Annotated in this window: 20 protein-coding genes; 11 read left to right on the top strand and 9 right to left on the bottom strand. The window is 72.8% G+C overall.

The features are described from left to right. Positions 1 to 44: 44 nt before the first annotated feature. A complete protein-coding gene (locus ACGF4C_RS00940) occupies positions 45 to 719 on the bottom strand; it encodes a Crp/Fnr family transcriptional regulator (protein WP_006604164.1) in 675 nt (224 codons plus the stop codon). Between the two features lie 433 nt (positions 720 to 1,152). On the opposite strand from ACGF4C_RS00940, the gene nth reads away from it, so the two are divergent. The 3 genes from nth to ACGF4C_RS00925 are packed head-to-tail and all read left to right on the top strand — an operon-like array spanning position 1,153 to position 4,144. Next, the gene (nth, locus tag ACGF4C_RS00935; RefSeq protein WP_393562218.1) at positions 1,153 to 2,130 is read left to right on the top strand and encodes an endonuclease III; all 978 of its coding nucleotides are present in this window, start codon (positions 1,153 to 1,155) and stop codon (positions 2,128 to 2,130) included. A 60-nt stretch (positions 2,131 to 2,190) separates the two neighbouring features. Then, a complete protein-coding gene (locus ACGF4C_RS00930; RefSeq protein ID WP_393562216.1) occupies positions 2,191 to 2,931 on the top strand; it encodes an NUDIX hydrolase in 741 nt (246 codons plus the stop codon). 13 nt (positions 2,932 to 2,944) lie between these two features. Beyond that, on the top strand, positions 2,945 to 4,144 hold the full coding sequence (locus ACGF4C_RS00925; RefSeq protein WP_393562215.1) for a MarP family serine protease: 1,200 nt from the start codon (positions 2,945 to 2,947) through the stop codon (positions 4,142 to 4,144). 161 nt (positions 4,145 to 4,305) lie between these two features. Here ACGF4C_RS00925 and ACGF4C_RS00920 read toward each other — a convergent pair whose 3' ends face one another. The 7 genes from ACGF4C_RS00920 to ACGF4C_RS00890 form a co-directional block, all read right to left on the bottom strand. Then, the gene (locus tag ACGF4C_RS00920) at positions 4,306 to 4,503 is read right to left on the bottom strand and encodes a hypothetical protein (protein ID WP_078866024.1); all 198 of its coding nucleotides are present in this window, start codon (positions 4,501 to 4,503) and stop codon (positions 4,306 to 4,308) included. Positions 4,504 to 4,647: 144 nt separating this feature from the next. Continuing rightward, the gene (locus ACGF4C_RS00915; protein ID WP_393562213.1) at positions 4,648 to 5,586 is read right to left on the bottom strand and encodes an alpha/beta fold hydrolase; all 939 of its coding nucleotides are present in this window, start codon (positions 5,584 to 5,586) and stop codon (positions 4,648 to 4,650) included. Further along, on the bottom strand, positions 5,583 to 6,041 hold the full coding sequence (locus ACGF4C_RS00910) for a phage holin family protein (RefSeq protein WP_362137239.1): 459 nt from the start codon (positions 6,039 to 6,041) through the stop codon (positions 5,583 to 5,585). Before ACGF4C_RS00910 ends, ACGF4C_RS00915 begins: the two co-directional genes overlap by 4 nt. Positions 6,042 to 6,085: 44 nt before the next feature. Continuing rightward, positions 6,086 to 7,483 carry a Na+/H+ antiporter NhaA gene (nhaA, locus tag ACGF4C_RS00905; protein WP_393562212.1) on the bottom strand — a complete coding sequence of 466 codons (1,398 nt, stop codon included), beginning with the start codon at positions 7,481 to 7,483 and terminating at the stop codon, positions 6,086 to 6,088. Positions 7,484 to 7,756: 273 nt separating this feature from the next. After that, positions 7,757 to 9,721, bottom strand: coding sequence for an acetate--CoA ligase (acs, locus tag ACGF4C_RS00900; protein WP_393562211.1), 1,965 nt, complete (start codon positions 9,719 to 9,721; stop codon positions 7,757 to 7,759). Positions 9,722 to 9,870: 149 nt separating this feature from the next. Continuing rightward, positions 9,871 to 12,201 (bottom strand): SulP family inorganic anion transporter, encoded by a 2,331-nt coding sequence (locus ACGF4C_RS00895; RefSeq protein ID WP_393562210.1) that lies wholly within the window; start codon positions 12,199 to 12,201, stop codon positions 9,871 to 9,873. Between the two features lie 300 nt (positions 12,202 to 12,501). Continuing rightward, positions 12,502 to 13,488 carry an ATP-binding protein gene (locus ACGF4C_RS00890; RefSeq protein WP_393562208.1) on the bottom strand — a complete coding sequence of 329 codons (987 nt, stop codon included), beginning with the start codon at positions 13,486 to 13,488 and terminating at the stop codon, positions 12,502 to 12,504. Between the two features lie 101 nt (positions 13,489 to 13,589). Here ACGF4C_RS00890 and ACGF4C_RS00885 point away from each other — a divergent pair, with 101 nt between their 5' ends. Beyond that, positions 13,590 to 14,447 carry an oxidoreductase gene (locus tag ACGF4C_RS00885; RefSeq protein WP_362137234.1) on the top strand — a complete coding sequence of 286 codons (858 nt, stop codon included), beginning with the start codon at positions 13,590 to 13,592 and terminating at the stop codon, positions 14,445 to 14,447. Between the two features lie 389 nt (positions 14,448 to 14,836). On the opposite strand, the gene ACGF4C_RS00880 is transcribed toward ACGF4C_RS00885, so the two are convergent. Next, entirely contained in the window at positions 14,837 to 15,721 is an 885-nt protein-coding gene (locus ACGF4C_RS00880; RefSeq protein ID WP_393562206.1) for an HAD family hydrolase, read from the bottom strand. A gap of 524 nt (positions 15,722 to 16,245) precedes the next feature. Here ACGF4C_RS00880 and ssd point away from each other — a divergent pair. The 7 genes from ssd (at position 16,246) to ACGF4C_RS00845 (ending at position 22,449) form a co-directional block, all read left to right on the top strand. Beyond that, positions 16,246 to 17,442 (top strand): septum site-determining protein Ssd, encoded by a 1,197-nt coding sequence (gene ssd, locus ACGF4C_RS00875; RefSeq protein WP_393562204.1) that lies wholly within the window; start codon positions 16,246 to 16,248, stop codon positions 17,440 to 17,442. After that, a complete protein-coding gene (locus ACGF4C_RS00870; protein ID WP_393562202.1) occupies positions 17,439 to 18,605 on the top strand; it encodes a TadA family conjugal transfer-associated ATPase in 1,167 nt (388 codons plus the stop codon). The genes ssd and ACGF4C_RS00870 overlap by 4 nt, the downstream gene beginning before the upstream one ends. Next, positions 18,602 to 19,702, top strand: coding sequence for a type II secretion system F family protein (locus ACGF4C_RS00865; RefSeq protein ID WP_393562200.1), 1,101 nt, complete (start codon positions 18,602 to 18,604; stop codon positions 19,700 to 19,702). Before ACGF4C_RS00870 ends, ACGF4C_RS00865 begins: the two co-directional genes overlap by 4 nt. A gap of 5 nt (positions 19,703 to 19,707) precedes the next feature. Then, positions 19,708 to 20,625 carry a type II secretion system F family protein gene (locus ACGF4C_RS00860; RefSeq protein ID WP_393562810.1) on the top strand — a complete coding sequence of 306 codons (918 nt, stop codon included), beginning with the start codon at positions 19,708 to 19,710 and terminating at the stop codon, positions 20,623 to 20,625. A gap of 229 nt (positions 20,626 to 20,854) precedes the next feature. After that, on the top strand, positions 20,855 to 21,046 hold the full coding sequence (locus ACGF4C_RS00855) for a DUF4244 domain-containing protein (RefSeq protein WP_393562198.1): 192 nt from the start codon (positions 20,855 to 20,857) through the stop codon (positions 21,044 to 21,046). Continuing rightward, entirely contained in the window at positions 21,033 to 21,431 is a 399-nt protein-coding gene (locus ACGF4C_RS00850; protein ID WP_393562196.1) for a TadE family type IV pilus minor pilin, read from the top strand. Before ACGF4C_RS00855 ends, ACGF4C_RS00850 begins: the two co-directional genes overlap by 14 nt. After that, positions 21,406 to 22,449, top strand: a complete 1,044-nt coding sequence (locus ACGF4C_RS00845) for an Rv3654c family TadE-like protein (protein WP_393562194.1) — start codon at positions 21,406 to 21,408, stop codon at positions 22,447 to 22,449. Before ACGF4C_RS00850 ends, ACGF4C_RS00845 begins: the two co-directional genes overlap by 26 nt. Positions 22,450 to 22,460 lie beyond the last annotated feature (11 nt).

The following is a 22,460-nucleotide window of genomic DNA, read 5'->3' as shown; positions in this document are numbered from 1 at the left end:
GCCCCGCCGGAGCAGGGCCCTTCGCCGTATTTTTTGCCGGTTTGTCAGCGCGAGCGCTTGGCGAGCCGCTCGACGTCCAGCAGGATCACGGCGCGCGCCTCCAGGCGCAGCCAGCCGCGGCCCGCGAAGTCCGCCAGGGCCTTGTTGACCGTCTCACGGGAGGCGCCCACCAGCTGGGCCAGCTCCTCCTGGGTCAGGTCGTGCACGACATGGATGCCTTCCTCGGACTGCACGCCGAAGCGGCGCGACAGGTCGAGCAGGGCGCGCGCCACGCGGCCCGGCACGTCCGAGAAGACCAGGTCGGACATCTGGTCGTTGGTCTTGCGCAGTCGGCGGGCGACCGCACGCAGCAGGGCCGTGGCCACCTCCGGGCGGGCGTTCAGCCAGGGCTGGAGGTCGCCGTGGCCCAGGCCGAGGAGCTTGACCTCGGTGAGGGCGGAGGCGGTGGCCGTGCGCGGGCCCGGGTCGAACAGTGAGAGCTCACCGATCAGCTCTCCGGGGCCGAGGACGGCGAGCATGTTCTCCCGGCCGTCGGGGGAGGTGCGGTGCAGCTTCACCTTGCCCTCGGTGACCACGTACAGGCGGTCGCCGGGGTCCCCTTCGTGGAACAGGGCGTCGCCGCGGGCGAGCGTGACCTCTCCCATCGAGGCGCGCAGCTCGGCCGCCTGCTCGTCATCGAGCGCCGCGAAGAGCGGTGCGCGCCGCAGAACGTCGTCCACGAGATCTCTCCTTGTCGACATGCTCCGGGGGACTGTGGTCCCCATCATGCCGGAATGCAAAACAGTGCGATCAATCACAAGTTTGCCGGACCGGTGGCCCGAGCCATAAGGCAGGGGGCCGATTGGAGTCAGGGATCACGGTGATCGAGCCGGATGTCAGTGGCTGGCCTTAGTCTGGCCGAGTGTCCAATACGCCGGTGAGAGCAGAGGACTGGGGGCCGGACGAGTGAGCGCGGGAGATGATTCCGCTGTGGGCGAACAGGCGTCCGGCGGAGCTTCCGATCCGGATAAAAGTAACAAATCGCTCTCCGGGGTGAGGCCCACCCGGAACCCGACCGTCCGGAAGTCTGGCGCGTCGCGGTCCACGACGCAGGACACGAACGAGGCGGGCCCGACCTCGGTACGTACCACCTCGGCAGGGAAGAAGGCCGCCGTGAACGAAACTCCCGAGAAGCCGGCGGCCGCGAAGAAGGCCGTCATGAAGAAGGCCGTCACGAAGAAGGCGACGGCCAAGAAGGCCGCCCCCGCCAAAAAGGCAGCGGCCAAGAAGACCGCCACCAAGAAGACCACGGCGAAGAAGACCGCCACCGCCACCAAGAAGACCGCCCCCGCCAAGAAGGCCCCCGCGCGCAAGGCCGAGTCGCGTGCGGCCATGGTGCGCCGGGCCCACGAGATCAACGACGGGCTCGCCGAGCTGTATCCGTACGCGCACCCCGAGCTGGACTTCAGCAACCCCTTCGAGCTGCTGGTCGCCACGGTCCTGTCGGCCCAGACCACCGACCTGAGGGTCAACCAGACCACGCCGCGGCTGTTCGCGGTCTGCCCGACGCCCGAGGACATGGCCGCCATGCCCCCGGAGGAGCTGGAGGAGCTGATCCGCCCGACCGGCTTCTTCCGGGCCAAGAGCAAGGCGCTGCTCGGCCTGTCCGCGGCGCTGCGCGACCGCTTCGGCGGCGAGGTGCCGGGCCGCCTGGAGGATCTGGTCACGCTCCCCGGAGTCGGCCGCAAGACCGCCAATGTGGTGCTCGGCAACGCCTTCGGCGTCCCCGGTATCACCGTCGACACCCACTTCGGCCGTCTTGCCCGCCGCTTCGGCTGGACCACCGAACAGGACGCGGAGAAGGTCGAGGCGGACGTCGCGGCGATCTTCCCCGAGAGCGAGTGGACGATGCTCTCGCACCGCGTCGTCTTCCACGGCCGCCGGGTGTGCCACTCCCGCAAGCCCGCCTGCGGCGCCTGCGCCATCGCCCCGCTGTGCCCCTCGTACGGCGAGGGCGAGACGGACCCGGAGAAGGCCAGGAAGCTGCTGAAGTACGAGCTGGGCGGCCAGCCGGGCCAGCGCCTGAAGCCGCCGCCGGACTACCCGGGGCAGCCGGCGCCTCCGCTGGCGCCCCCGGCCGCCGCTTCGTGACGGCAGCCATGACGCCCCCTCGGGGGACCGATGATCCGAGCCAGGCCTGAGGGGGCGCGTATGAGGAGTGCACGGGAGCAGCAGTACGGCGAGGAGACGGGCGTCGGCGCGACGGCACCCGGCGCGGCGACCGGCGGGGAGGTCACGGTCTCGGCCGACGGCCTGCCCGAGTGGCTGGAGCCGGTGGCCCGCGCGGCCGCCACGGTCGAGCCCCACCAGCTCAGCCGCTTCCTGCCGCCCGAGAACGGCGGCCGGCAGTCCGCGGTGCTGATCCTCTTCGGCCACGGTCCGCGCGGCCCCGAGCTGCTCCTGATGGAGCGGGCCGGCACCCTGCGCTCCCATGCGGGCCAGCCCTCCTTCCCCGGTGGTGCCCTCGACCCGGAGGACGGCGATCCGGAGGGCGCCGGTCCGGTGCGGGCGGCGCTGCGCGAGGCCCAGGAGGAGACCGGTCTGGACCCGTCCGGTGTGCAGGTCTTCGGCGTGCTGCCGCGGCTGTACATCCCCGTCAGCGGCTTCGTGGTGACCCCGGTCCTGGGCTGGTGGCGGCGGCCGAGCCCGGTCGGCCCGGTGGACGAGGCGGAGACCGCCCGGGTGTTCACGGTCCCCGTGGCCGATCTCACGGATCCCGCCCATCGTGTGACCACGCGCCACCCCAGTGGCCACGTGGGTCCGGCCTTCCTCGTCGAGAACGCCCTGGTCTGGGGCTTTACGGCCGGGGTGATCGACCGGATCCTGTACTACGCGGGGTGGGAGAATCCGTGGGACCGTGACAAGCAGGTCCCGCTCGACTGGCGCTCGTGAGACGGTGTCCGGCGTGAACGTCCTGGACATTCTGCTGCTGGTCGCGGCCGTGTGGTTCGCGATCGTCGGCTACCGGCAAGGTTTTGTCGTCGGCATCCTGTCCGTGATCGGCTTCCTCGGAGGCGGCCTGATCGCGGTCTACGTGCTGCCCTTGATCTGGAACGAGGTCACCGGCGACGCCACGCCAGGTACCTTCGCGGCCATCGCGGCGGTCGCCATCGTGATCGTGTGCGCGTCCGTGGGCCAGGCGCTCACCACCCACCTGGGCAACAAACTCCGCCGCCACATCACCTGGTCACCGGCGAGAGCGCTGGACGCGACCGGCGGCGCGCTGGTCAACGTCGTCGCGATGCTGCTGGTGGCCTGGCTGATCGGCTCCGCGCTGGCCGGCACGTCCCTGCCCACGCTGGGCAAGGAGGTCCGTAACTCCAAGGTGCTGCTCGGGGTGTCCCGGGTGATGCCGCAGCAGGCCAGCACCTGGTTCGCGGACTTCTCGTCGGTGCTCGCGCAGAACGGCTTCCCGCAGGTCTTCACGCCGTTCTCCAACGAACCGATCCACAACGTGCCGGCGCCCGACCCCCAGCTGGCCACCAGCCCGGTGGCCGCGCAGGCCAGGCGCAGCATCGTCAAGGTCGTCGGCACCGCCCCGAGCTGCGGCAAGGTCCTCGAAGGCAGCGGTTTCGTGTTCGGCCGGCACCGGGTGATGACCAACGCCCACGTGGTCGGCGGGGTGAACGAGCCGACCGTCCAGGTGGGCGGCGAGGGCCGGACGTACGACGCCAGGGTCGTGCTCTACGACTGGCGGCGCGACATCGCCGTCCTGGACGTGCCCTCCCTGGACGCCCCGGCGCTGCACTTCGCCAAGACGGACGCGAGCAGCGGCAGGAGCGCCATCGTGGCCGGCTTCCCGGAGAACGGCGGCTACGACGTCCGCGCGGCCCGTATCCGCAGCCGCATCCAGGCGACCGGCCCGGACATCTACCACCGCGGCACGGTCGGCCGCGACGTCTACTCGCTCTACGCCACGGTCCGGCAGGGCAACTCGGGCGGTCCGCTGCTCACCCCGAACGGCGAGGTCTACGGCGTCGTCTTCGCGAAGTCGCTGGACGACTCGCGCACCGGCTACGCACTGACCGCCGACGAGGTCCACCAGGACGCCCTCAAGGGCCGTACGGCCGAGCGGCAGGTCGACAGCCAGGGCTGCGCGATCTGAGGCGGCCAGGGCGCCCTGAGCGGCCCGGGGCGCCCTCGCATGCCTCGGCGGTGCGTAGACGGCTCTGGCAGGGGCGTACGCACCGCAGGGAGCCGCTGGGGCGCCGACGAGACGCCTGGCACCGTCCGGACGTCGCCCGGCGCGGGTGCGGTCAGGTGCAGTCAGGTGCGGGGATGGCGCAGGCGCGCGCTCATCCAGCGCGCCCGGCGGCGCAGGATGCGCGGAATGCCCATCGGATGCGCCGGATCGGGGGACGCGCCGGACCTGAGGTCCGGAGTGCCCCTGTCCTGAGTGCCCACGGCAGCGGCACTGCTGCGGCGGTTGCGTGCCACGTCACGGTAGTCGTGCGTCCAGCCCATACCCTCGACTCTGCCCGTGGCCCAAGGTCCGTAACCGCCTCGGAGACGGCCAATTGGCCTATGCGCCGGGCAAGTCGCCGTTCGCCATACGCGCGTTCGAGCGCCGGGTGCACGCGCTCCGCCGAGCGGTACGCGCCCGCCCCGTCAGCGGTCCGGTTCCGGGTCCTTCAGCCAGTTGATCAGCTCGGTGGAGAACGCCACCGGGTCCTCCTCGTGCGGGAAGTGCCCGAGCCCGTCGAACAGCCGCCAGCGGTAGGGGGCTTCGACGTACTCCCCGGAACCGGCCGCGCTGCGGGTGCGCATCACCGGGTCCAGCGACCCGTGCAGATGCAGGGTCGGGACCCGGACCGGCAGCTTCATCCGGCGGTTGAACTGGATGCCGTCGGGGCGCGCCAGCGACCGCACCATCCAGCGGTACGGCTCGATCGAGCAGTGCGCGGTCGAGGGGATGCTCATCGCGCGCCGGTAGACCTCGACCGCCTCGTCGTCCGGCAGTTGGGGGCCGGACCAGTCCCGGATCATCCGGCCGACCTGTGCCGCGTCGTCCGCGGTCAGCCGCCGCTCCGGTAGCCAGGGCCGCTGGAAGCTCCAGATGTGCGAACTCCGGGCGCTCTGCCGGACGTCGGCGAGCATCGCCGCGCGCCAGCGCCGCGGGTGCGGCATCGAGGCCACCGCGAGCCGGCGCACCAGCTTCGGCCGCATCACCGCCGCGGTCCAGGCGAGATAGCCGCCGAGGTCGTGCCCGACGAGCGCGGCGTCCGGTTCGCCCAGGGACCGTATGACGCCGGTGACGTCCAGCGCGAGGTTCGCCGGGTCGTAACCGCGCGGGGTGCGGTCGCTGCCGCCGACGCCGCGCAGGTCCATCGCGACCGCGCGGAAGCCCGCGTCGGCGAGCGCCGGGAGCTGATGCCGCCAGGTCCACCAGAACTGCGGGAAGCCGTGCAGCAGGAGCACCAGCGGGCCGTCGCCCATCTCGGCGATGTGGAAGCGCGCACCGTTCGCCGCGACGTCGCGGTGCGACACCTCTCTGTCGCCGGGGACGTCCAGGCGGACGACCGAGGCGGTGCTGTCAGGGGCTGTCATACCGACGAGCGTGTCACAGACTCCAGGACCGGATGGTCCTTGGTCTCCACGCGCGGGTGCGGCTTGGCGTTCTGCAGCACGGCCGCGGTCTCCCGGGCGGAGTTGATCGACTTCTCCGGCTTCTTGATCTTCTTGATCTTGGCCATGGCGATGAGGGCCAGCAGACCGGCGAGTACCAGGAAGGCGCCGCCCACGATCAGGAAGGACCAGGCGAGCCCCAGGCCGAGGTTGTGGATGCCGTACGCCGCCGCGAAGCTGAGCACCGGCAGCGCGAACAGCGCCAGCGAACCCGCCACGACGAACGCGGCGCTGCCGATGCCGGCCCGCTTGGCGTCCTGCCGCAGCTCCGCCTTGGCCAGCGCGATCTCGTCGTGCACCAGTGCGGACATCTCGGCGGTGGCCGTGGCCACCAGCTGTCCGAGGCTGCGGTCCGCGCCTGTGTCGGCTGCGCTCATCGCCGTCTCCCTCATCTCGTCAACCGGATGCAAAGCCTCTCAGATCATGCCGGACCATCGTCTCCGGCGTGCGTGCCGGAGGCCACTTCGGCAAGCCGCCGGTGTTCGGCGGCCTTTGCCTCGTGGATCGCGGCCATCCGAAGGTGGTATTCCGGTTTGTCGAGTTCGTAGACGTCGGGGATGCCGTCCTGGTCCTCGTCCCGCTCCTCGTCCTCCGTCAGCTTCTTGTACTTGGCGTTGCGGATCTTGAGCAGGATGCCGGCGAAGACGGCCGCGAGCAGCGAGCCGACGAGCACCGATGCCTTGATCTCGTCGGTCAGCGCGGCGTTGCCGGCGAAGGCGAGCTCGCCGATCAGCAGGGAGACGGTGAAGCCGATGCCGGCCAGGGAGGCGAGTGCGAAGACGTCCGGCCACTTGAGGTCGGGGTTCAGCTCGGCCCGGGTGAAGCGGGCGGTGAACCACGTACCGCCGAAGATGCCCAGCGCCTTGCCCACTATCAGGCCGAGGACGACACCGAGCGTCTCCGGGCGGGTGAAGACCTCGTGGAGGGCGCCGCCGGAGAGCGACACCCCGGCGGAGAACAGGGCGAACAGCGGCACGGCCAGACCGGCCGACAGCGGGCGGACCAGGTGCTCGATGTGCTCGCCGGGGGACCGGGTCTCGCCGTCGCGGCGGTGGCAGCGCAGCATCAGGCCCATGGCGACGCCGGCGATGGTGGCGTGCACCCCGCTGTTCTCCATCAGCGCCCAGATGACCACGCCGAGGGGCACGTAGACGTACCAGCCGCGGACGCCCTTGCGCAGCAGCAGGTAGAAGGCCGCCAGGCCGACGGCGGCGAAGCCGAGCGCCAGGAAATTGATCGTCGAGGTGAAGAAGACCGCGATGATCAGGATCGCGAAGAGGTCGTCGACGACGGCGAGGGTGAGCAGGAAGGCGCGCAGCGCGGCGGGCAGCGCGGTGCCGATCACGGCGAGGACGGCGAGCGCGAAGGCGATGTCGGTGGCGGTGGGGACGGCCCAGCCCCGTAGGGACCCGGCGTTGAGGCCGTTGACGGTGACGTAGACGAGCGCGGGCGTCACCATGCCGCAGAGGGCGGCGATGACCGGGAGCGCGGCGGCCTTGGGGTCGCGGAGTTCGCCGGCGACCAGTTCGCGCTTGAGCTCGATGCCGGCGACGAAGAAGAAGAGGGCCAGCAGGCCGTTGGCGGACCAGTGCTGGACGGAGAGGTCGAGCCCGAGGGAGGCCGGGCCGAGGTGGAAGCCGCGGACCGCCTCGTAGCTTGCGCCGAGGGTGTTCGCCCAGATCAGCGCGGCCACGGCGGCGGCGAGGAGGAGGATCCCGCCGACGGTCTCCGCGCGCAGCGCATCGGCGACGAAATTCCGCTCGGGCAGGGACATCCGCCCGAGGAATATGGATCGGCGGTTGCTCGTGGGCGCGCTCACGCGGTGACCTCCGGCCTTCGGCAGCTGTGTACGGCTGTGTCAGTTGCCGACCAGACTTCCCGGCGCACCCAGAGTTTCTTAGCGCGTCATTGACGCGGTTCCCACTGTACCGGGCGGGTGCGAGGGAGTACTCGGTGGCCTCACTTTACGGGCAAAACGGGCAGGTGGCTGCCGGGGCGGAGGGCCGATGTACCGGGGGCGGGGAGGCGTGCCGTACGCGTGAGGGGGCACCGGGCCGCCGCCGGCCCGGTGCCCCCTCCGCCGGGGTCCGGCTCAGTCCTCGGAGGCCGCGCTCGGCAGCTTCGCCTGGATCAGGTCCATGACCGAGGAGTCGGTCAGCGTCGAGACGTCCCCGAGGTCGCGGTTCTCGGCGACGTCACGCAGCAGCCGCCGCATGATCTTGCCGGAGCGGGTCTTGGGCAGCTCCGCCACCGGCAGGATCCGCTTGGGCTTGGCGATCGGGCCGAGCTGCTGGGCGACATGGGCACGCAGCTCCTCGACCAGGCCCTCGTCCTCCGCCGCGCTGCCGCGCAGGATGACGAAGGCGCAGATGGCCTGGGTGGTCTGCGGGTCGGTGGCGCCGACGACCGCGGCCTCGGCCACCTTCGGGTGCGAGACCAGCGCGGACTCGACCTCGGTGGTGGAGATGTTGTGCCCGGACACCAGCATCACGTCGTCGACCCGGCCGAGCAGCCAGATGTCGCCGTCGTCGTCCTTCTTCGCGCCGTCGCCGGCGAAGTACTTGCCCTCGAAGCGGGACCAGTACGTGTCGAGGTAGCGCTGGTCGTCGCCCCAGATCGTGCGCAGCATCGACGGCCACGGCTCGGTCAGGACGAGGTAGCCGCCGGCGCCGTTGGGCACCTCGTTGGCGTCGTCGTCCACGACCGTCGCCGAGATGCCGGGCAGCGGCACCTGCGCGGAGCCGGGCTTGGTCGCCGTGACGCCCGGCAGCGGGCTGAGCATCACCGCGCCGGTCTCCGTCTGCCACCAGGTGTCCACGATCGGCGCCGAGTCCGCGCCGATGTGCTTGCGGTACCACATCCACGCCTCGGGGTTGATCGGCTCGCCCACCGAGCCCAGGACGCGCAGCGACGACAGGTCGAACTTCGCCGGGATGTCGTCGCCCCACTTCATGCAGGCCCGGATCGCGGTCGGCGCGGTGTAGAGGATCGTCACGCCGTACTTCTGGACGATCTCCCACCAGCGGCCCTGGTGCGGGGTGTCCGGGGTGCCCTCGTAGAGCACCTCGGTCGCGCCGTTGGAGAGCGGGCCGTAGACGATGTACGAGTGGCCCGTCACCCAGCCGACGTCGGCGGTGCACCAGTAGACGTCCGATTCCGGCTTGAGGTCGAAGACGGCGTGGTGGGTGTACGACACCTGGGTGAGGTAGCCGCCGGTGGTGTGCAGGATGCCCTTGGGCTTACCCGTCGTCCCGGAGGTGTAGAGGATGAACAGCGGGTGCTCGGCGTCGAACGCCTCGGGGGTGTGCGTCTCGCTCTGCCGGTCGACGATCTCGTGCCACCACACGTCGCGGCCCTCGTGCCAGGCGATGTCCTCCTGGCCCGTACGGCGCACCACGAGCACACTGCGGACGTTCTCCGTGCCGGGCCTGGTCAGGGCCTCGTCGACGGCCGGCTTGAGGGCGGAGGCCTTTCCGCGGCGGTAGCCGCCGTCGGCGGTGATCACGACGCGGGCGTCGGCGTCGTTGATCCGGGTCGCCAGCGCGTCCGCGGAGAAGCCGCCGAAGACCACCGAATGCGGCGCGCCCAGACGGGCGCAGGCCAGCATGGCGACGACCGTCTCCGGGATCATCGGCATGTAGATGGCGACCCGGTCACCGGCCCGCACGCCCAGCTCGGTGAGGGCGTGGGCGGCCTTGGAGACCTCGCGCTGCAGCTCGGCGTAGGTCAGGGAGCGGCTGTCGCCCGGCTCGCCCTCGAAGTGGACGGCGACCCGGTCGCCCAGGCCGTTCTCCACATGGCGGTCGACGCAGTTGTAGGCGACGTTCAGCTTGCCGTCGGCGAACCACTTCGCGAAGGGTGGGTTGGACCAGTCGAGGGTCTGGGTGGGCTCGGTCTCCCAGGACAGGCGCCGGGCCTGCTCGGCCCAGAAGCGCAGCCGGTCCGCCGCGCCCTGTTCGTACGCGGCAGCCGTGACGTTGGCGTGCGCGGCCAGCTCGGCGGGGGGTGTGAACCGCCGTTCCTCTTTGAGCAGGTTGGCCAGGCTTTCGTTGCTCACGACTTCTCCCAATCACAGGGGTGTCCGATGTGTCCCAGGCCATAGCTCATCAGCCCGCACGGGCCCCTGACAAGGGCTGTGGACAAAAAATGGTCCAGACCTGTTGACGGCCAGTCGGTTCCGTGCTGACCGGCGGCCTTCGGCGCAGGTCAGGCCCGGGCCGGGGACGCCTCGCCGCGGACCGCGCGGAACCGCCCGGTGGCCTCGTCGAGCACGTACGCCTGGGCCTCGCCGACATGGAAGTACATCCCGTGCAGGGTGAGCGCTCCCTCCGCCACCCGGCGCGCCACGCAGGCGTGTGCCCTGAGGTGGTCGAGCTGCTGCCGGACGTTGACGAGGGCCAGCCGTTCCTGATCATCGCTCACCGGCCGACCGCACAGCGCGACTTCTCCCCGGCCCAGCCGCCCGATGCGCTGCATTCGGGCCAGGCTCGGCAGACCGTGCCGCAGCCAGCGGGAGAGCGGGGTCGGCTCGCCGTCCTCGGGGGCCGCGGAATCCAGCAGGGCCCCCATGGCGCCGCATCCGGAATGCCCGCACACCGTGATCGAACCGACCCGCAGGACCTCGACCGCGTACTCGATCGCCGCTGCCACGGAGTCGCACGAGGCCTCCGAGCCGGGCGGGGGCATCAGATTGCCGACATTGCGCACGGTGAACAGGTCGCCCGGACCGCTGGCGGTGATCATGCTCGTGACCACCCGGGAGTCGGCGCAGGTCAGGAACAGCTGGGTGGGCCGCTGGCCCTCGCGCGCCAGCCGGGCCAGCTCCTCGCGCACCAGCGGGGCCGTATGGCGCTGGAACGCACTGATTCCGCCTAGCAGTTGGCTGCTGCCCTCCGGTGTCCGGGCCTGGTCCGGGGCGGTCCGGGTGCACTCGTGGTGGCGCCACGGCGTCCACGGCCGGCAGGAGTGCGCGCCGGTGGTCTCGGCGAGCGGCCGGGCCGAGCGGCCACCGAGGGTCACCCAGCCGCCGTGCGCCCGATGGGCCGCCGACCAGGACTGCAGCGCCTCGTGGGCGGCGTGGTCCATGAAGGAGCCGCGGAGTTCGATGACGACATCGGTGTGGGCCGGGACCAGCGCCAGCGCCCGGGTCAGCCGCGGCACCGCCAGGAACGTCAACTGACCGCTGATGCGCACCCGGTAGCCCTCGTCCTCCTTCGTGACGGTGACGCGCGTGTGGGTCAGCCGGCGCAGTGCGAGGAAGGCCGCGACGGTGATGCCGGTCAGCACGCCCTGGAGGACGCCGAGCAGCACCACACCGCCCAACGTGGCGGCGTAGACCGGGAATTCACGGTGCCGCTGGACGTGCCGGATGTGCGCGAAGCTCACCATCCGTACGCCGACCACCATCACCAGGGCGGCCAGTGCTGCAAGCGGGATGAGCTCCAGGGCGGCCGCCGACAGGCCGGCGCACAGCAGCACCCACACGCCGTGCAGCACGGTGGCGCGGCGGGTGACGGCGCCGGCCCTTACGTTGGCCGAGCCACGGATCGCACCCCCGGAGACGGGCAGCCCGCCCAGTAGGCCGGAGACGGCGTTGGCCGCCCCCTGGGCAGCCAGTTCGCGGTTGAGGGCCAGGCGGCCGGTGGGGGCCGCGGGCCGCTCGGCGGCGAGCCGGTCCACGGCCACGGCGGACAGCAGCGACTCCATGCTGGCGACGAAGGTAACGGTCAGTACCGCGGCGGCCAGGGCCGGAACGGACGCCTCCGGCAGCACCGGGAGGGTCGGCACCTGCCAGTTGGGCAGCGCCACGCGCGGCACCGCCGACCCCGCGCCGACCGCCGTCGCGGCGGCCACCGCGACCAGTGGGGCCGGCAGCGCCCGCGCCCACCGCCCGGCACGGCCCGGCAGCCGCCCCCAGCCGGCGAGTACGGCCACGGTGACGGCGCCGATCAGCAGCGCGGTGGGGTGCGGATGCGCCAGCTGGTCGGGGAGGGCGGCGACGTTGTCGAGCGCCGAACTGTCGGGCCGGCCGCCGAGCACCACATGGAGCTGCCCGATGGCGATGGTGGCCCCGATGCCGGCCAGCATGCCGTGCACGATCGCCGGGCTGACCGCCAGCGTCGCCCGGGCCACCCGCAGGGCGCCCAGGGCGAGTTGGGTCAGTCCGGCCAGGACCGTGATGGCGCAGGTGGCCCGCCAGCCGTAGCGCTGGACGAGGTCGGTGGTGACCACCAGGAGGCCGGTGGCGGCGCCGCTCACCTGAAGGGGTGCGCCGCCCAGCAGCCCGGCGACGATGCCGCCGACGACCGCGGCGATCAGTCCGGCCTGGAGCGGGGCCCCGGTGGCCAGCGCGACGCCGAGCGACAGCGGGACGGCGAGCAGGAAGACGACGGCCGAGGCGGAGAGGTCCCGGAGCCAGGCGGCCCGGCCGGCCCGCTTGGCCGGGGGTTCGAGGGGCTGGAGGAGCGGCTCGGGAGGGACGGCGGCCCGGTGCGGGGAGCGGGGCGGCTGCGGCGGCGACTTCTCGATCTGCGACATTCCCGTCTCCTCCGGGGCGACGCGGTCGCGCGGGGCGCGATCGTGGGCGGCGGTGTACTGCGGCGGGTCGCGAGCCGGCCGGTGGGCGTCGCGGTGGGTGACGGTCCGGTGACTCTCAAGCAGCGGTAAACGAAGCGTAATGACGCGTAAAGGTCCGGAGAAGACTTTCCGGTCATTTGCCCCAATCCACCCCTCTATCGGGTGAAGATCCCGGCTCCGGCGTTGCCGGGATCGGTAAACGGGACGGCCGGTCCGTGCGGGTCCGGCGCGAGCCGTGCGACGACTCGCGCCGGCCGGCCATCAGGCCGGCTGCGGGGCTGCCGTCCCCTCGGAGAGGACGAACGCCGGGTCGACCTGGGCCGCGAGATCGACGCCCGTCTTGGCGTTGCCCCAGCTCTCCGCGTTCTTCAGGTGGAAGTGCACCGTCTGGCGCGTGTAGCGCTCCCAGTCGCGACGCCCATAGGTCGCATCGGCGGTGTCGTGCAGCGTCTCCAGGGCGCGCCGGTTGGCCTGCTCCAGATAGGCGAAGCGGGCCGGGCGGCCCTTCTCCATGGCGCGCACCCACTCCGACTGCCCGACCGTCACCAGCAGGTCGTCGCCCGTCGCGTCGCGCAGGAACGCCAGGTCGTCCGGCCCCTGGACCTTGTTGCCCACCACCTTGAGGGGGACCCCGAAATCCCGGGCGTACTCCTTGTACTGGCGGTAGACCGCGACGCCCTTACGGGTCGGCTCGGCGACCAGGAAGGTCATGTCGAAGCGGGTGAACATCCCGGAGGCGAAGGAGTCGGACCCGGCCGTCATGTCGACCACGACATACTCCTCGCGGCCGTCAACAAGGTGGTTCAGGCACAGTTCGACGGCGCCGACCTTGGAGTGGTAACAGGCCACGCCGAGGTCCGACTCGGTGAACGGGCCGGTCGCCATCAGCCGGACCGGGGTGCCGTCCAGTTCCACCGTCCGCGCGCACGCGTCGTAGACGGGGTTGTCCTCGCAGACCCGCAGGAGACGCGATCCCTCGCCGGGCGGGGTCGTCTTGATCATGGCTTCGGCGGACGGGATCCGGGGGTTGCTGCCGCGCAAATAGTCCTTGATCAGCGGGAGATGGGTGCCCATCGCGGGAAGCGCGGCCGCCTCCGCCTCGTCGAGGCCGAGCGCGGCACCCAGATGCTGGTTGATGTCGGCGTCCACGGCGATCACGGGGATCCGGGCCGCGGCGAGATGGCGGACGAACAGGGAGGAGAGGGTGGTCTTGCCGCTGCCGCCCTTGCCTACGAAAGCGATCTTCATGTTCACAAAGGGTAATCCGGCGGTTCCGGTGAGTGAGAGCTCTGCGTGAAGAAGACCACTCCTTCGAGGGGTTCGGGCTGCCGGTGCGTAGGGTCGTACCCATGGCTGGAAACTCCCGGGGGACCACCCCCGCACCCCCGAAGGCGAGCGACGATCCGCTCGCGACCCTGGCCTTGCTCCCGGGAGTCGCCGACTCCGTGGACTCCGTGCGCAAGGGCGTCGACCGGGTCTACGGGCACCGGATCATGCGGCGTCGCAGCAACGAGGTCAGTTCCGAGGCGGCGCTGCGCGGAGCGCGCGGTTCCGCGGCCCTGTCGGGCGCCGACTGGGCGCTCGAAGAGGTCAGGCGCCGGACCGACTTCGGCGTCGAGGGCGAGCCGCGGACGGTCGGCGCGGCCCTGCGGCTGACCGCCGAGGCCGGCCAGCTGCTGAGCGTGTGGCGGCAGTCGCCGCTGCGGGTACTGGCGCGGCTCCACCTTGTGGCGGCCGGCAAGGAGGCGGCGGACGAGACGGTGGGGCGGCCCCGGCTCGCCGGGGAGCCGGTGGACGAGCCGCTCGTCGAGCTGCCGCTGCCGGACGCCGACGAGGTGGCCGGGCGGCTGGACGGCCTGTCGCGACTGCTGCTGGCCGGCACGGAGGCGCCGGCCCTGGTGCTCGCCGCCGTGGTGCACGGCGAACTGCTGGCGCTACGGCCGTTCGCCTCGCACAACGGGCTGGTCGCCCGTGCCGCGGAACGGGTCGTGCTGGTCGGCAGCGGACTGGACCCCAAGGCGATCTGCCCCGCCGAGGTGGGGCACGCGGAACTGGGCCGGGCGGCCTATGTGGCGGCCCTGGAGGGTTATGTCTCGGGCACCCCGGAGGGCGTCGCCGGATGGATCGCCCACTGTGGACGGGCGGTCGAACTCGGCGTACGGGAGAGCACGGCGGTCTGCGAGGCCCTCCAGCGCGGCGCGGCATAAGCGGCGGGGGCGCAGTATCCGGCCGTTGTGGGCGGCGGTATCCGACCCGGTAGCCGGAATTCCGGAACGCATTGCTTGATTTGGCCCGAACACAGGGTTGCGGCGGTACCAATCGGTGGTACCGCCGCTGGCATGTCTGCCGGGTTACCAGGCGTGCTCGAATATTTGCCCATCAGGTCGGAATCTTCGTCCGGTTACCTGGTGCGGCTGGCCCGTAATCGACGGGTCGGCGTCGCGTGGGTGCCCGGCATTCATGCATCGGTCCGTGGGCCACTTTCTGCGTTAAAGGTGTTCCTCTCGGATGTCCTTGGTCTCGCGGGCCGTTAAGTCCTTTGTACTACTCGTACCGGGCAAGCGGAACCCCGGGCCGCAGATCTTTACGTTTGGCTTCAAACGCGGTCAATACGGGCGGCGCGGCCGGGCCGGCCAATACGGGCGAGGCGCGGCTTTGCGGTTTTCCGCCGGCTCGCGTACCAGACCAGGGTGGCGGTGGCGGCCGCCGCGCTCACCGCGGCCATGGCGGCGAGCGCCGGCCGGGACGGCATGGACAGCGCCGGCAGCCGTTGTTTGAGCGGAACCGGGCGGTTGAAGGAGAGCACCGGCCAGCCCCGCGCGACGGCCTCGCGGCGCAGCGCGCGGTCCGGATTGACCGCGTACGGATGCCCCACGGCCGACAGCATCGGGACATCGGTTGCCGAATCGCTGTACGCAAAACAGCGCTCCAGGTCGTAACCCTCGGACTCGGCGAGCTCCCGGACGGCCTCCGCCTTGGTGGGGCCGTAGGCGTAATACTCCACCTCTCCGGTGAATCGGCCGTCCTCGCCGACGACCATACGGGTGGCCACGACCCGGTCGGCACCGAGAAGTTCCCCGATCGGTTCGACGACCTCGGCACCCGAGGTGGAGACAATGACGACATCACGTCCGGCGGCGTGATGCTCCTCGATGAGTGAGGCCGCCTCGTCGTAAATGATCGGGTCGATCAGATCGTGCAGTGTCTCGGCGACGATCTCCCGCACCTGGGACACATCCCAGCCGCGGCACAAGGAGGAGAGATATTCCCGCATCCGCTCCATCTGATCGTGATCGGCACCGCCCGCGAGGAACACGAACTGGGCATACGCAGTGCGCAGTACGGCCCGCCGATTGATCAGGCCGCCTTGGTAGAACGACTTGCTGAAGGTCAGCGTGCTCGACTTAGCAATGACGGTCTTGTCCAAGTCGAAGAACGCGGCAGTACGGGGCGTCGAGTGAGGCACGGAGTGGTTTTCCACGGGGCGAGCATAGGCGGCCCACCATTCGGCGTAAGGTGTGGCGCGTGGGTTTGCCTGAGAAGGCTCTCGGGTACACCATGGAAGTCACGGATCGTTCGCGACCGTGCTAACCCGGTCCGGCTCCTCCCCCCCCCGAGTCGGCCGTGGGGACGACCCCCGCTCTCCCCCCCGGCGGGGGTCGTCGCATGTCCGGGGGCCTTTTCTGCCTCGAGGCACCGATCCGCCCGTCTTTGCGCCCGCTCGGCGCCGGCCGTCACGACGCCTCCTCCCCCTTACGCACCGTAGTCACCACGCTGCTCTGAGGAAGGCTTGGGCGGACCGCTCCCACGGGCCCCTGGAGCACCTCGCGAGGCCCTCTTGCGTCACGGAAGTGGCCGCCGGTCGCTGGAATAGGTGACGGGGATATTCACAGGCGCGGAGTTGTCCACAGATTTGGACCAAGATCCACCCGGATTTTCCGATCCCTGCATCGTAAAAGTCCGCGAGTTCGCGAGTGCGGGTCGCGTAGCGATAGGGGGACGGACATGGCTGGAACCATGCCATCGGAAGGGCCGGCCCGGGCCGGCGAAGAGTGGGGCGGCCCACTGGTCATCACCGAGGACGAAGGGCTCCTCGACGACCTACTGCGGCTGTGTGCGGCGGCCGGCGCGCTGCCCGAGGTGGCGCACGGCCTGCCGGCCCGCAAAGGGGGCTGGGAGGCGGCGCCCCTGGTGATCGTCGGGGCCGACTGCGCGGGCCGGTTACGCGGTGCCGGACGCCGCCCGGGCGTGATCCTCGCGGCCCGGGGCACCGACGACCCCGAGACCTGGCGGCAGGCCGTCGCCCTGGGCGCCGAGCGGGTCCTCGGCCTTCCCGACGGCGAGCGCTGGCTGGTCGACCGGATCGCCGACGCGGTCGAGGGGGACGGGCCGCCGGCCCTCACGGTGGGCGTCATCGGCGGCCGCGGTGGCGCCGGGGCGAGCACCCTGGCCGCCGCGCTGGCCGTCACCGCCGCGCGGACGGGGCGGCGCACGATGCTGGTCGACGGCGACCCGCTGGGCGGCGGGCTGGACGTCCTGCTGGGCGGGGAGAAGGAGAAGGGACTGCGCTGGCCGGCCTTCGCCGAGTCGCGCGGCCGGGTGGCCTGCGGCGCCCTGGAGGAGTCCCTGCCCCGGCTGCACTCCCTACGGGTCCTCAGCTGGGACCGGGGCACCGAGGTCGCCATTCCGCCGCCGGCCATGCGCGCGGTCGTCTCCGCGGCACGCCGGCGCGGCGGGGTCGTGGTGGTGGACCTGCCGCGCCGCGCCGACGAGGCGACGGCGGAGGCGCTGTCCCAGGTGGACGTCGGGCTGCTGCTGGTTCCCACGGAGCTGCGGGCGGTCGCGGCGGCCCGACGGGTGGTCGGCGGGGTGCGGCCCCTGCTCGGCGATCTGCGGCTGGTGGCGCGCGGAACCCCCGACCGCCATGGACACGGCCTGCCCCCGGCCGAGATCGCCCGCCTCATGGACCTCCCACTGGCCGGTGAACTCCCCTGGGAGCTTGGCCTGTTCGCGGACCTGGCCCGCGGTCTGCCACCGGGCTCCCAGGCTCGCGGTCCGCTGGCGCGCTTCTGCGGGGAGTTCTGGTCCCGGGCGGCGGGTGGCCGGGACGGCGCCGCGGAGCCGGGAGCGGCCCGGATGGGGGCGCCCGGCGGCGTGGAACCGGCTGCGCGCCCGGACGGAGCGGACGGAGGCCGGCCGTGAAACAGGGCGAGGGCCTGCTGGAGGCGGTGCGGCGACGACTCGCCGAAGCCGGGGCGGAGCCGACCCCGGCCCGGGTGGCGGTGGCGCTGCGCGAGGAAGGGCGGCTGCTGGGGGACACCGAAGTGCTCGGCGTGGTGGGGGCGTTGCGCTCCGAGATGGTGGGCAGCGGACCGCTGGAGCCGCTGCTGGCCGCGCCCGACGTGACGGACGTCCTGGTCACCGCGCCGGACGAGGTGTGGGTGGACCGCGGCGCCGGCCTGGAGCGCACGGATGTCCGCTTCCGGGACGGCGCTGAGGTCCGCCGGCTCGCCCAGCGGCTGGCGGCGGTGGCCGGCCGGCGGCTGGACGATGCCCGGCCATGGGTGGACGCCCGGCTTCCGGACGGCACCCGGCTGCACGCCGTCCTGCCCCCGGTGGCGGTCGGCGGGACGTGCCTGTCCTTACGGGTGCTGCGGCCCAGGGCCTTCGCGCTCGCGGAGCTGGTCGCGGCCGGGACGGTCCCTCCCGGCGGCGACCGGCTGCTCCGGGCGGTGCTGGCGGCCCGGCTGTCCTTCCTGGTCAGCGGTGGTACGGGCTCCGGCAAGACCACGCTCCTCAGCACGCTGCTCGGACTGGTCGGCCCGGCCGAGCGGATCGTCCTGGCCGAGGACTCGGCGGAGCTGCGCCCCGACCACCCCCATGTGGTGCGGCTGGAGACCCGGCCCGCCAATCAGGAGGGCGCCGGCCGGGTCACGCTGCGGGACCTCGTACGCCAGGCGCTCCGGATGCGGCCGGACCGGCTGGTGGTGGGCGAGGTGCGGGGCCCGGAGGTCACGGACCTGCTGGCCGCCCTCAATACGGGCCATGAGGGCGGCTGCGGCACGGTCCACGCCAACGCCGCCTGCGACGTCCCCGCCCGCCTGGAGGCCCTCGGCTCGACCGCGGGCCTGGACCGGGCCGCCCTGCACAGCCAGTTGGCAGCCGCGCTCTCCGTCGTCCTCCACCTCGTACGCGACCGGGCCGGCCGCCGCCGGATCGCCGAGGTGCACGTCCTGGAGCGCAATCTCGACGGCTGTGTGGTGACCGTCCCGGCGGCGCTCTGGAGCCCGGACGGCTTCCAACCGGCCCACGGGTGGGGGCGGTTGAGCCGCCTGTGCGATCGCGGCGGAGGCGAGTGGTCATGAACGGCGCAGGGCTGGCGCTGGTGGGCGCGGTGGTGTGTGCGGGGGCCGCGGCCCGGCTGGCGACCGGGAGACGGGAGGAGGTACGGCGGCGGGCCCGGGCGGTCCTCGGGGGCGATGCGGGCGACCGGACTGCCCAGGGGCGGGCCCCGCGGCTGGAGGAGGTACGGGCGTGGTGTGCGGGACGCGTGACCGACGGGGAGCGGCGCTGGCGCCTCGGACGCCGGGCCGACCTCGGCCGGGAGCTGTGGTGCCTGCCCGCCGGGCTGGCGCTGGGCGTACTGGGCGGGTCCGTGCTGCCGGTGCTCGCGGCACCGGTGGCGGGGTACCTCGTTCGGCGGTGGCTCGCCGGCCGTCGGGCGGAACGGGCGCGCGAGCGGCGGACCGCCGAGGTGATCGGGCTGTGCGCGGCGGTGGCCGGGGAGCTGCGGGCCGGTCGGCAGCCGGCCCAGGCGCTGTACGCCGCGGGGGCGCCACCGGCGCTGGGCCCGGCGGGCCGGGCGGCGGCCGCGGCGGCGCGTTACGGCGGGGACGTGCCCCGAGCGCTACGGGCCGCGGCGCGGCAGCCCGGGGCCGAGGGCCTCACCGCGGTGGCGGCGTGCTGGCAGGTGGCGGTCGAGGGCGGTGCGGGCCTGGCCGCCGGTCTGGAGCGGATCGCGACCGGACTCCGCGTCCGCAGGGAGCTGCGCGAGGAACTGCGGGCCCAGTTGGCCGGCCCCCGGGCAACCGCGCTGATGCTGGCGCTGCTCCCGGTGGGCGGCCTCCTGATGGGCACCGCATTGGGCGCCGACCCCCTCGGAGTGCTGCTGCACTCCCCGGCCGGCTGGGGCTGCCTGGTGCTCGGCGGGTTCCTGGAGGGGGGCGGGGTGGCGTGGACGACCCGGATCGTCGCGGAAGCGGAAGGCACGCGCGGCACGGAGGGCGTGCGAGCCACGCGAGGGACGGGTGAAGCGGAAGGGGCGGACGACATGAAAGGGGCGGACGACGCGCGAGGCACGGAAGGCGCGGGAGGCACACGGGGGACGCGAGGCACGCGGGGTGCGGAAGTGCGGAACGAAGGCGCAGGCGCACGGAAAGTGCGCATAAGGGGCATGTGGTGAGCGCGATGGTGGACGCAAGCATCGACGTCGCGGAGGTTGTCCACAGGATGGGGATGACGGTGGCCGCCGCGTCACCCGTCGTGTCGCCCGTCGCAACGGTGCTGCTGTGTGCGACGGCGGCGGTGGCAGCAATGGCGGTGCTGGACGAGGCGCGCCGGCGCCGGGCCGTACGGAGACGGGCGGTGGCCGTCCTGGGCCACGGGCCGGCCGCGGACGGCGGCCGCGAGGGCGGGCCCGGCGGGTCGAGCCGGCTCCTGGGGCCCGGTGGGCGCGCAAGTCGTACCCGAGCGAAGGCCCGGGGCCGTCCAGCGGGAGCCGGGGGGCCGGCGAGATGGGCCGGGCCGCTGGGAGCGGCGGTCTGCGTGGCCCTCCTCATCGGCGGCGCGGCCGGCGTCCTGGCGGGTCTCGTCGCAGGTTTCGTCGCGCACCGCAGGCTGGCGCGCCACCAGGCGGCGCAGGCCGCACGGTCGGCGGCCGAGGAGGTGCACCGGCAACTGGCGCCGGCCGCCGACCTGTTGGCCGCCTGCCTGGCGGCGGGAGCAGGTCCACGCGAGGCGGCCGAAGCGGTCGGCCGGTCCCTCGACGGGCCGGTGGCCGAACGGCTGCGGCAAGTGGCGGCGGAGCTGCGACTGGGAGGCGAACCGGCCGTCGTCTGGCGGCGGTTGGCCGCACTGCCCGGCGCCGAGGAACTCGCCCGCTGCATGGAGCGAGCCGGGATATCCGGCGTGCCGGCGGTGGAGTCCGCATCCCGGATCGCCGCTGCTCTACGCGCCGAACGGGACAGAGCCGCGGCCGCACGGGCCCGGCGGGCCGGCGTGCTGGTCACCCTCCCGCTGGCCGGTTGCTTTCTCCCGGCGTTCCTCCTGCTCGGGGTGGCCCCGGTGCTCATCGGCTTGGCGGACGGCCTGCTGGGACGCAACTGACTGCGGGACTGACGACGAGGAGTGACCACACGGGCCGACCAGAAGGGCGGGCAACGAGGCGCCGACGCGAGCACGAGAAGACGTCACCAGCCGACGACAACAACCCGAGCAACCAATACGACCACAGCGACAACAACAGCGACAACAACCAAGCAACCACACGACCCAGACAACGACAGCGACAACGACAACCAACCGGCCGGGAGGCGGCCGGGGAACGGGGGTTGGCATGTTCCGGCGATGGAAGAAGCGGCTGTGCGGGAAGGCGGCCGACGACCGTGGGATGGCAACGGCCGAGTACGCGATCGTCACGCTCGCGGCCTGTGCGCTGGCCGTGGTGTTCTACCGGCTCATCACGAGCGGCACCGTGCGTGCGGCGTTGCGGTCATTGATCGAGCAGGCGCTCCATGCACCGTCGTGACGGCGGGAGGACACTCCGCGGGGCCCGCGCGGCCCCGCGGAGGGCGCGCGACACCGGCTCCGTGACCGCGGAGACGGCTCTGGTGCTCCCGGTGCTGGTGGTGGTCGTGGCGGTGCTCATCTGGGGCCTCATGGCCGCCTGCGCCCGCATCGAGTGCGTGGACGCGGCGCGGGCCGGGGCCCGGGCGGCCGCGCGCTCGGAACCGCGGACGGCGGTGCTCGCGGCCGCCCGGCGCGTGGCGCCCCGGGGCGCGCGGGTGGCGCTGGTCCGGGAGGGCGATCTGGTGCGGGTACGGGTCGAGGCCGCACTGCCCGGTGTCGGGGAGCTGACGGTACGCGTCGGAGGGGAGGCGGTGGCTCTTGCGGAGGAAACGGTGGGGCGATGAGGGCTCGGCGACGGTCTGCACGGTCTTCGCCGCCGCGGCGCTGTGCGCGGTCTTCCTGGCCCTGATGGGACTTGGCCAGGCCGTCACGGCACGCCACCGGGCGGGCGGCGCCGCCGACCTGGCCGCGCTGGCGGCCGCGGACCGAGCCGTACGGGGCCCGGCCGCCGCCTGCGCGGCGGCGGGCCGGGTGGCGGCTGCACAGCACACGCGGCTGGTGCGCTGCGCGGTCTCCGGCCCGGTCGCGGACGTCTCGGTGGAAGCGGGCAGCGGGCCCTTCACCACCCAGTCACGGGCCCGCGCCGGACCGGCGGCACAAGAGCCATCCACTGCCCGTACGGAGGCGCAAGGGCCGTCCCCTGCCCGCAGGGAGGCGCAAGGGGCGTCCTCTGCCCGCAGGGAGGCGCAACGGGCGCCCCTCCCGGTACGCAGCCACAAGAGATGCCTCCTGCCCGGCCCAGCGCCACAAGAGCCGTCCCTGGCCCGTATGGCGACGCAGGAGGCCCGTTGCCGGCCCGGTTGGCCATACGGGCCTCAGCGGCCGCTCGTACGACAGCGCAAGCAGGCCCAACGCCCCTCGGACGGCACGCGGACCACCCGCCTCCCGCCGGCCAGCACGGTCGCCCGCATACGTGCACCCCCACCGGCCTCTTCCCGCCCACCACGGGAGGGGACAGACCGGAGGACGAAGTCCGTAGGGCTGGCACCGCACCCAACACCCACCCAGCCCGCCGCAGGCGCAACGGCGAACAACAACCGTGGCGGGACGGCCAAGTACGGGGGAGGGGCCGCCAGCGCATCGGCGGGCTCCAGGTACGGCGCCGCAGCCGAGTACGTGGGAGGGGCCGCAGGCGCAACGGCGAGTAGCGCTCACGGGGTCGCACTCGACCGCGTGGAGGGGCCGCTAGCGCATCGGCGGGCTCCAGGTACGGCGGCGCAGCCGAGTACGTGGGAGGGGCCGCAGGCGCAACGGCGAGTAGCGCTCACGGGGTCGCACTCGACCGCGTGGAGGGGCCGCTAGCGCATCGGCGG

This window comes from Streptomyces sp. NPDC048197 (genome assembly GCF_043202395.1).
Lineage (GTDB): Bacteria > Actinomycetota > Actinomycetes > Streptomycetales > Streptomycetaceae > Streptomyces > Streptomyces siderophoricus.
This window is presented reverse-complemented; position numbering and strand designations above follow the sequence as displayed.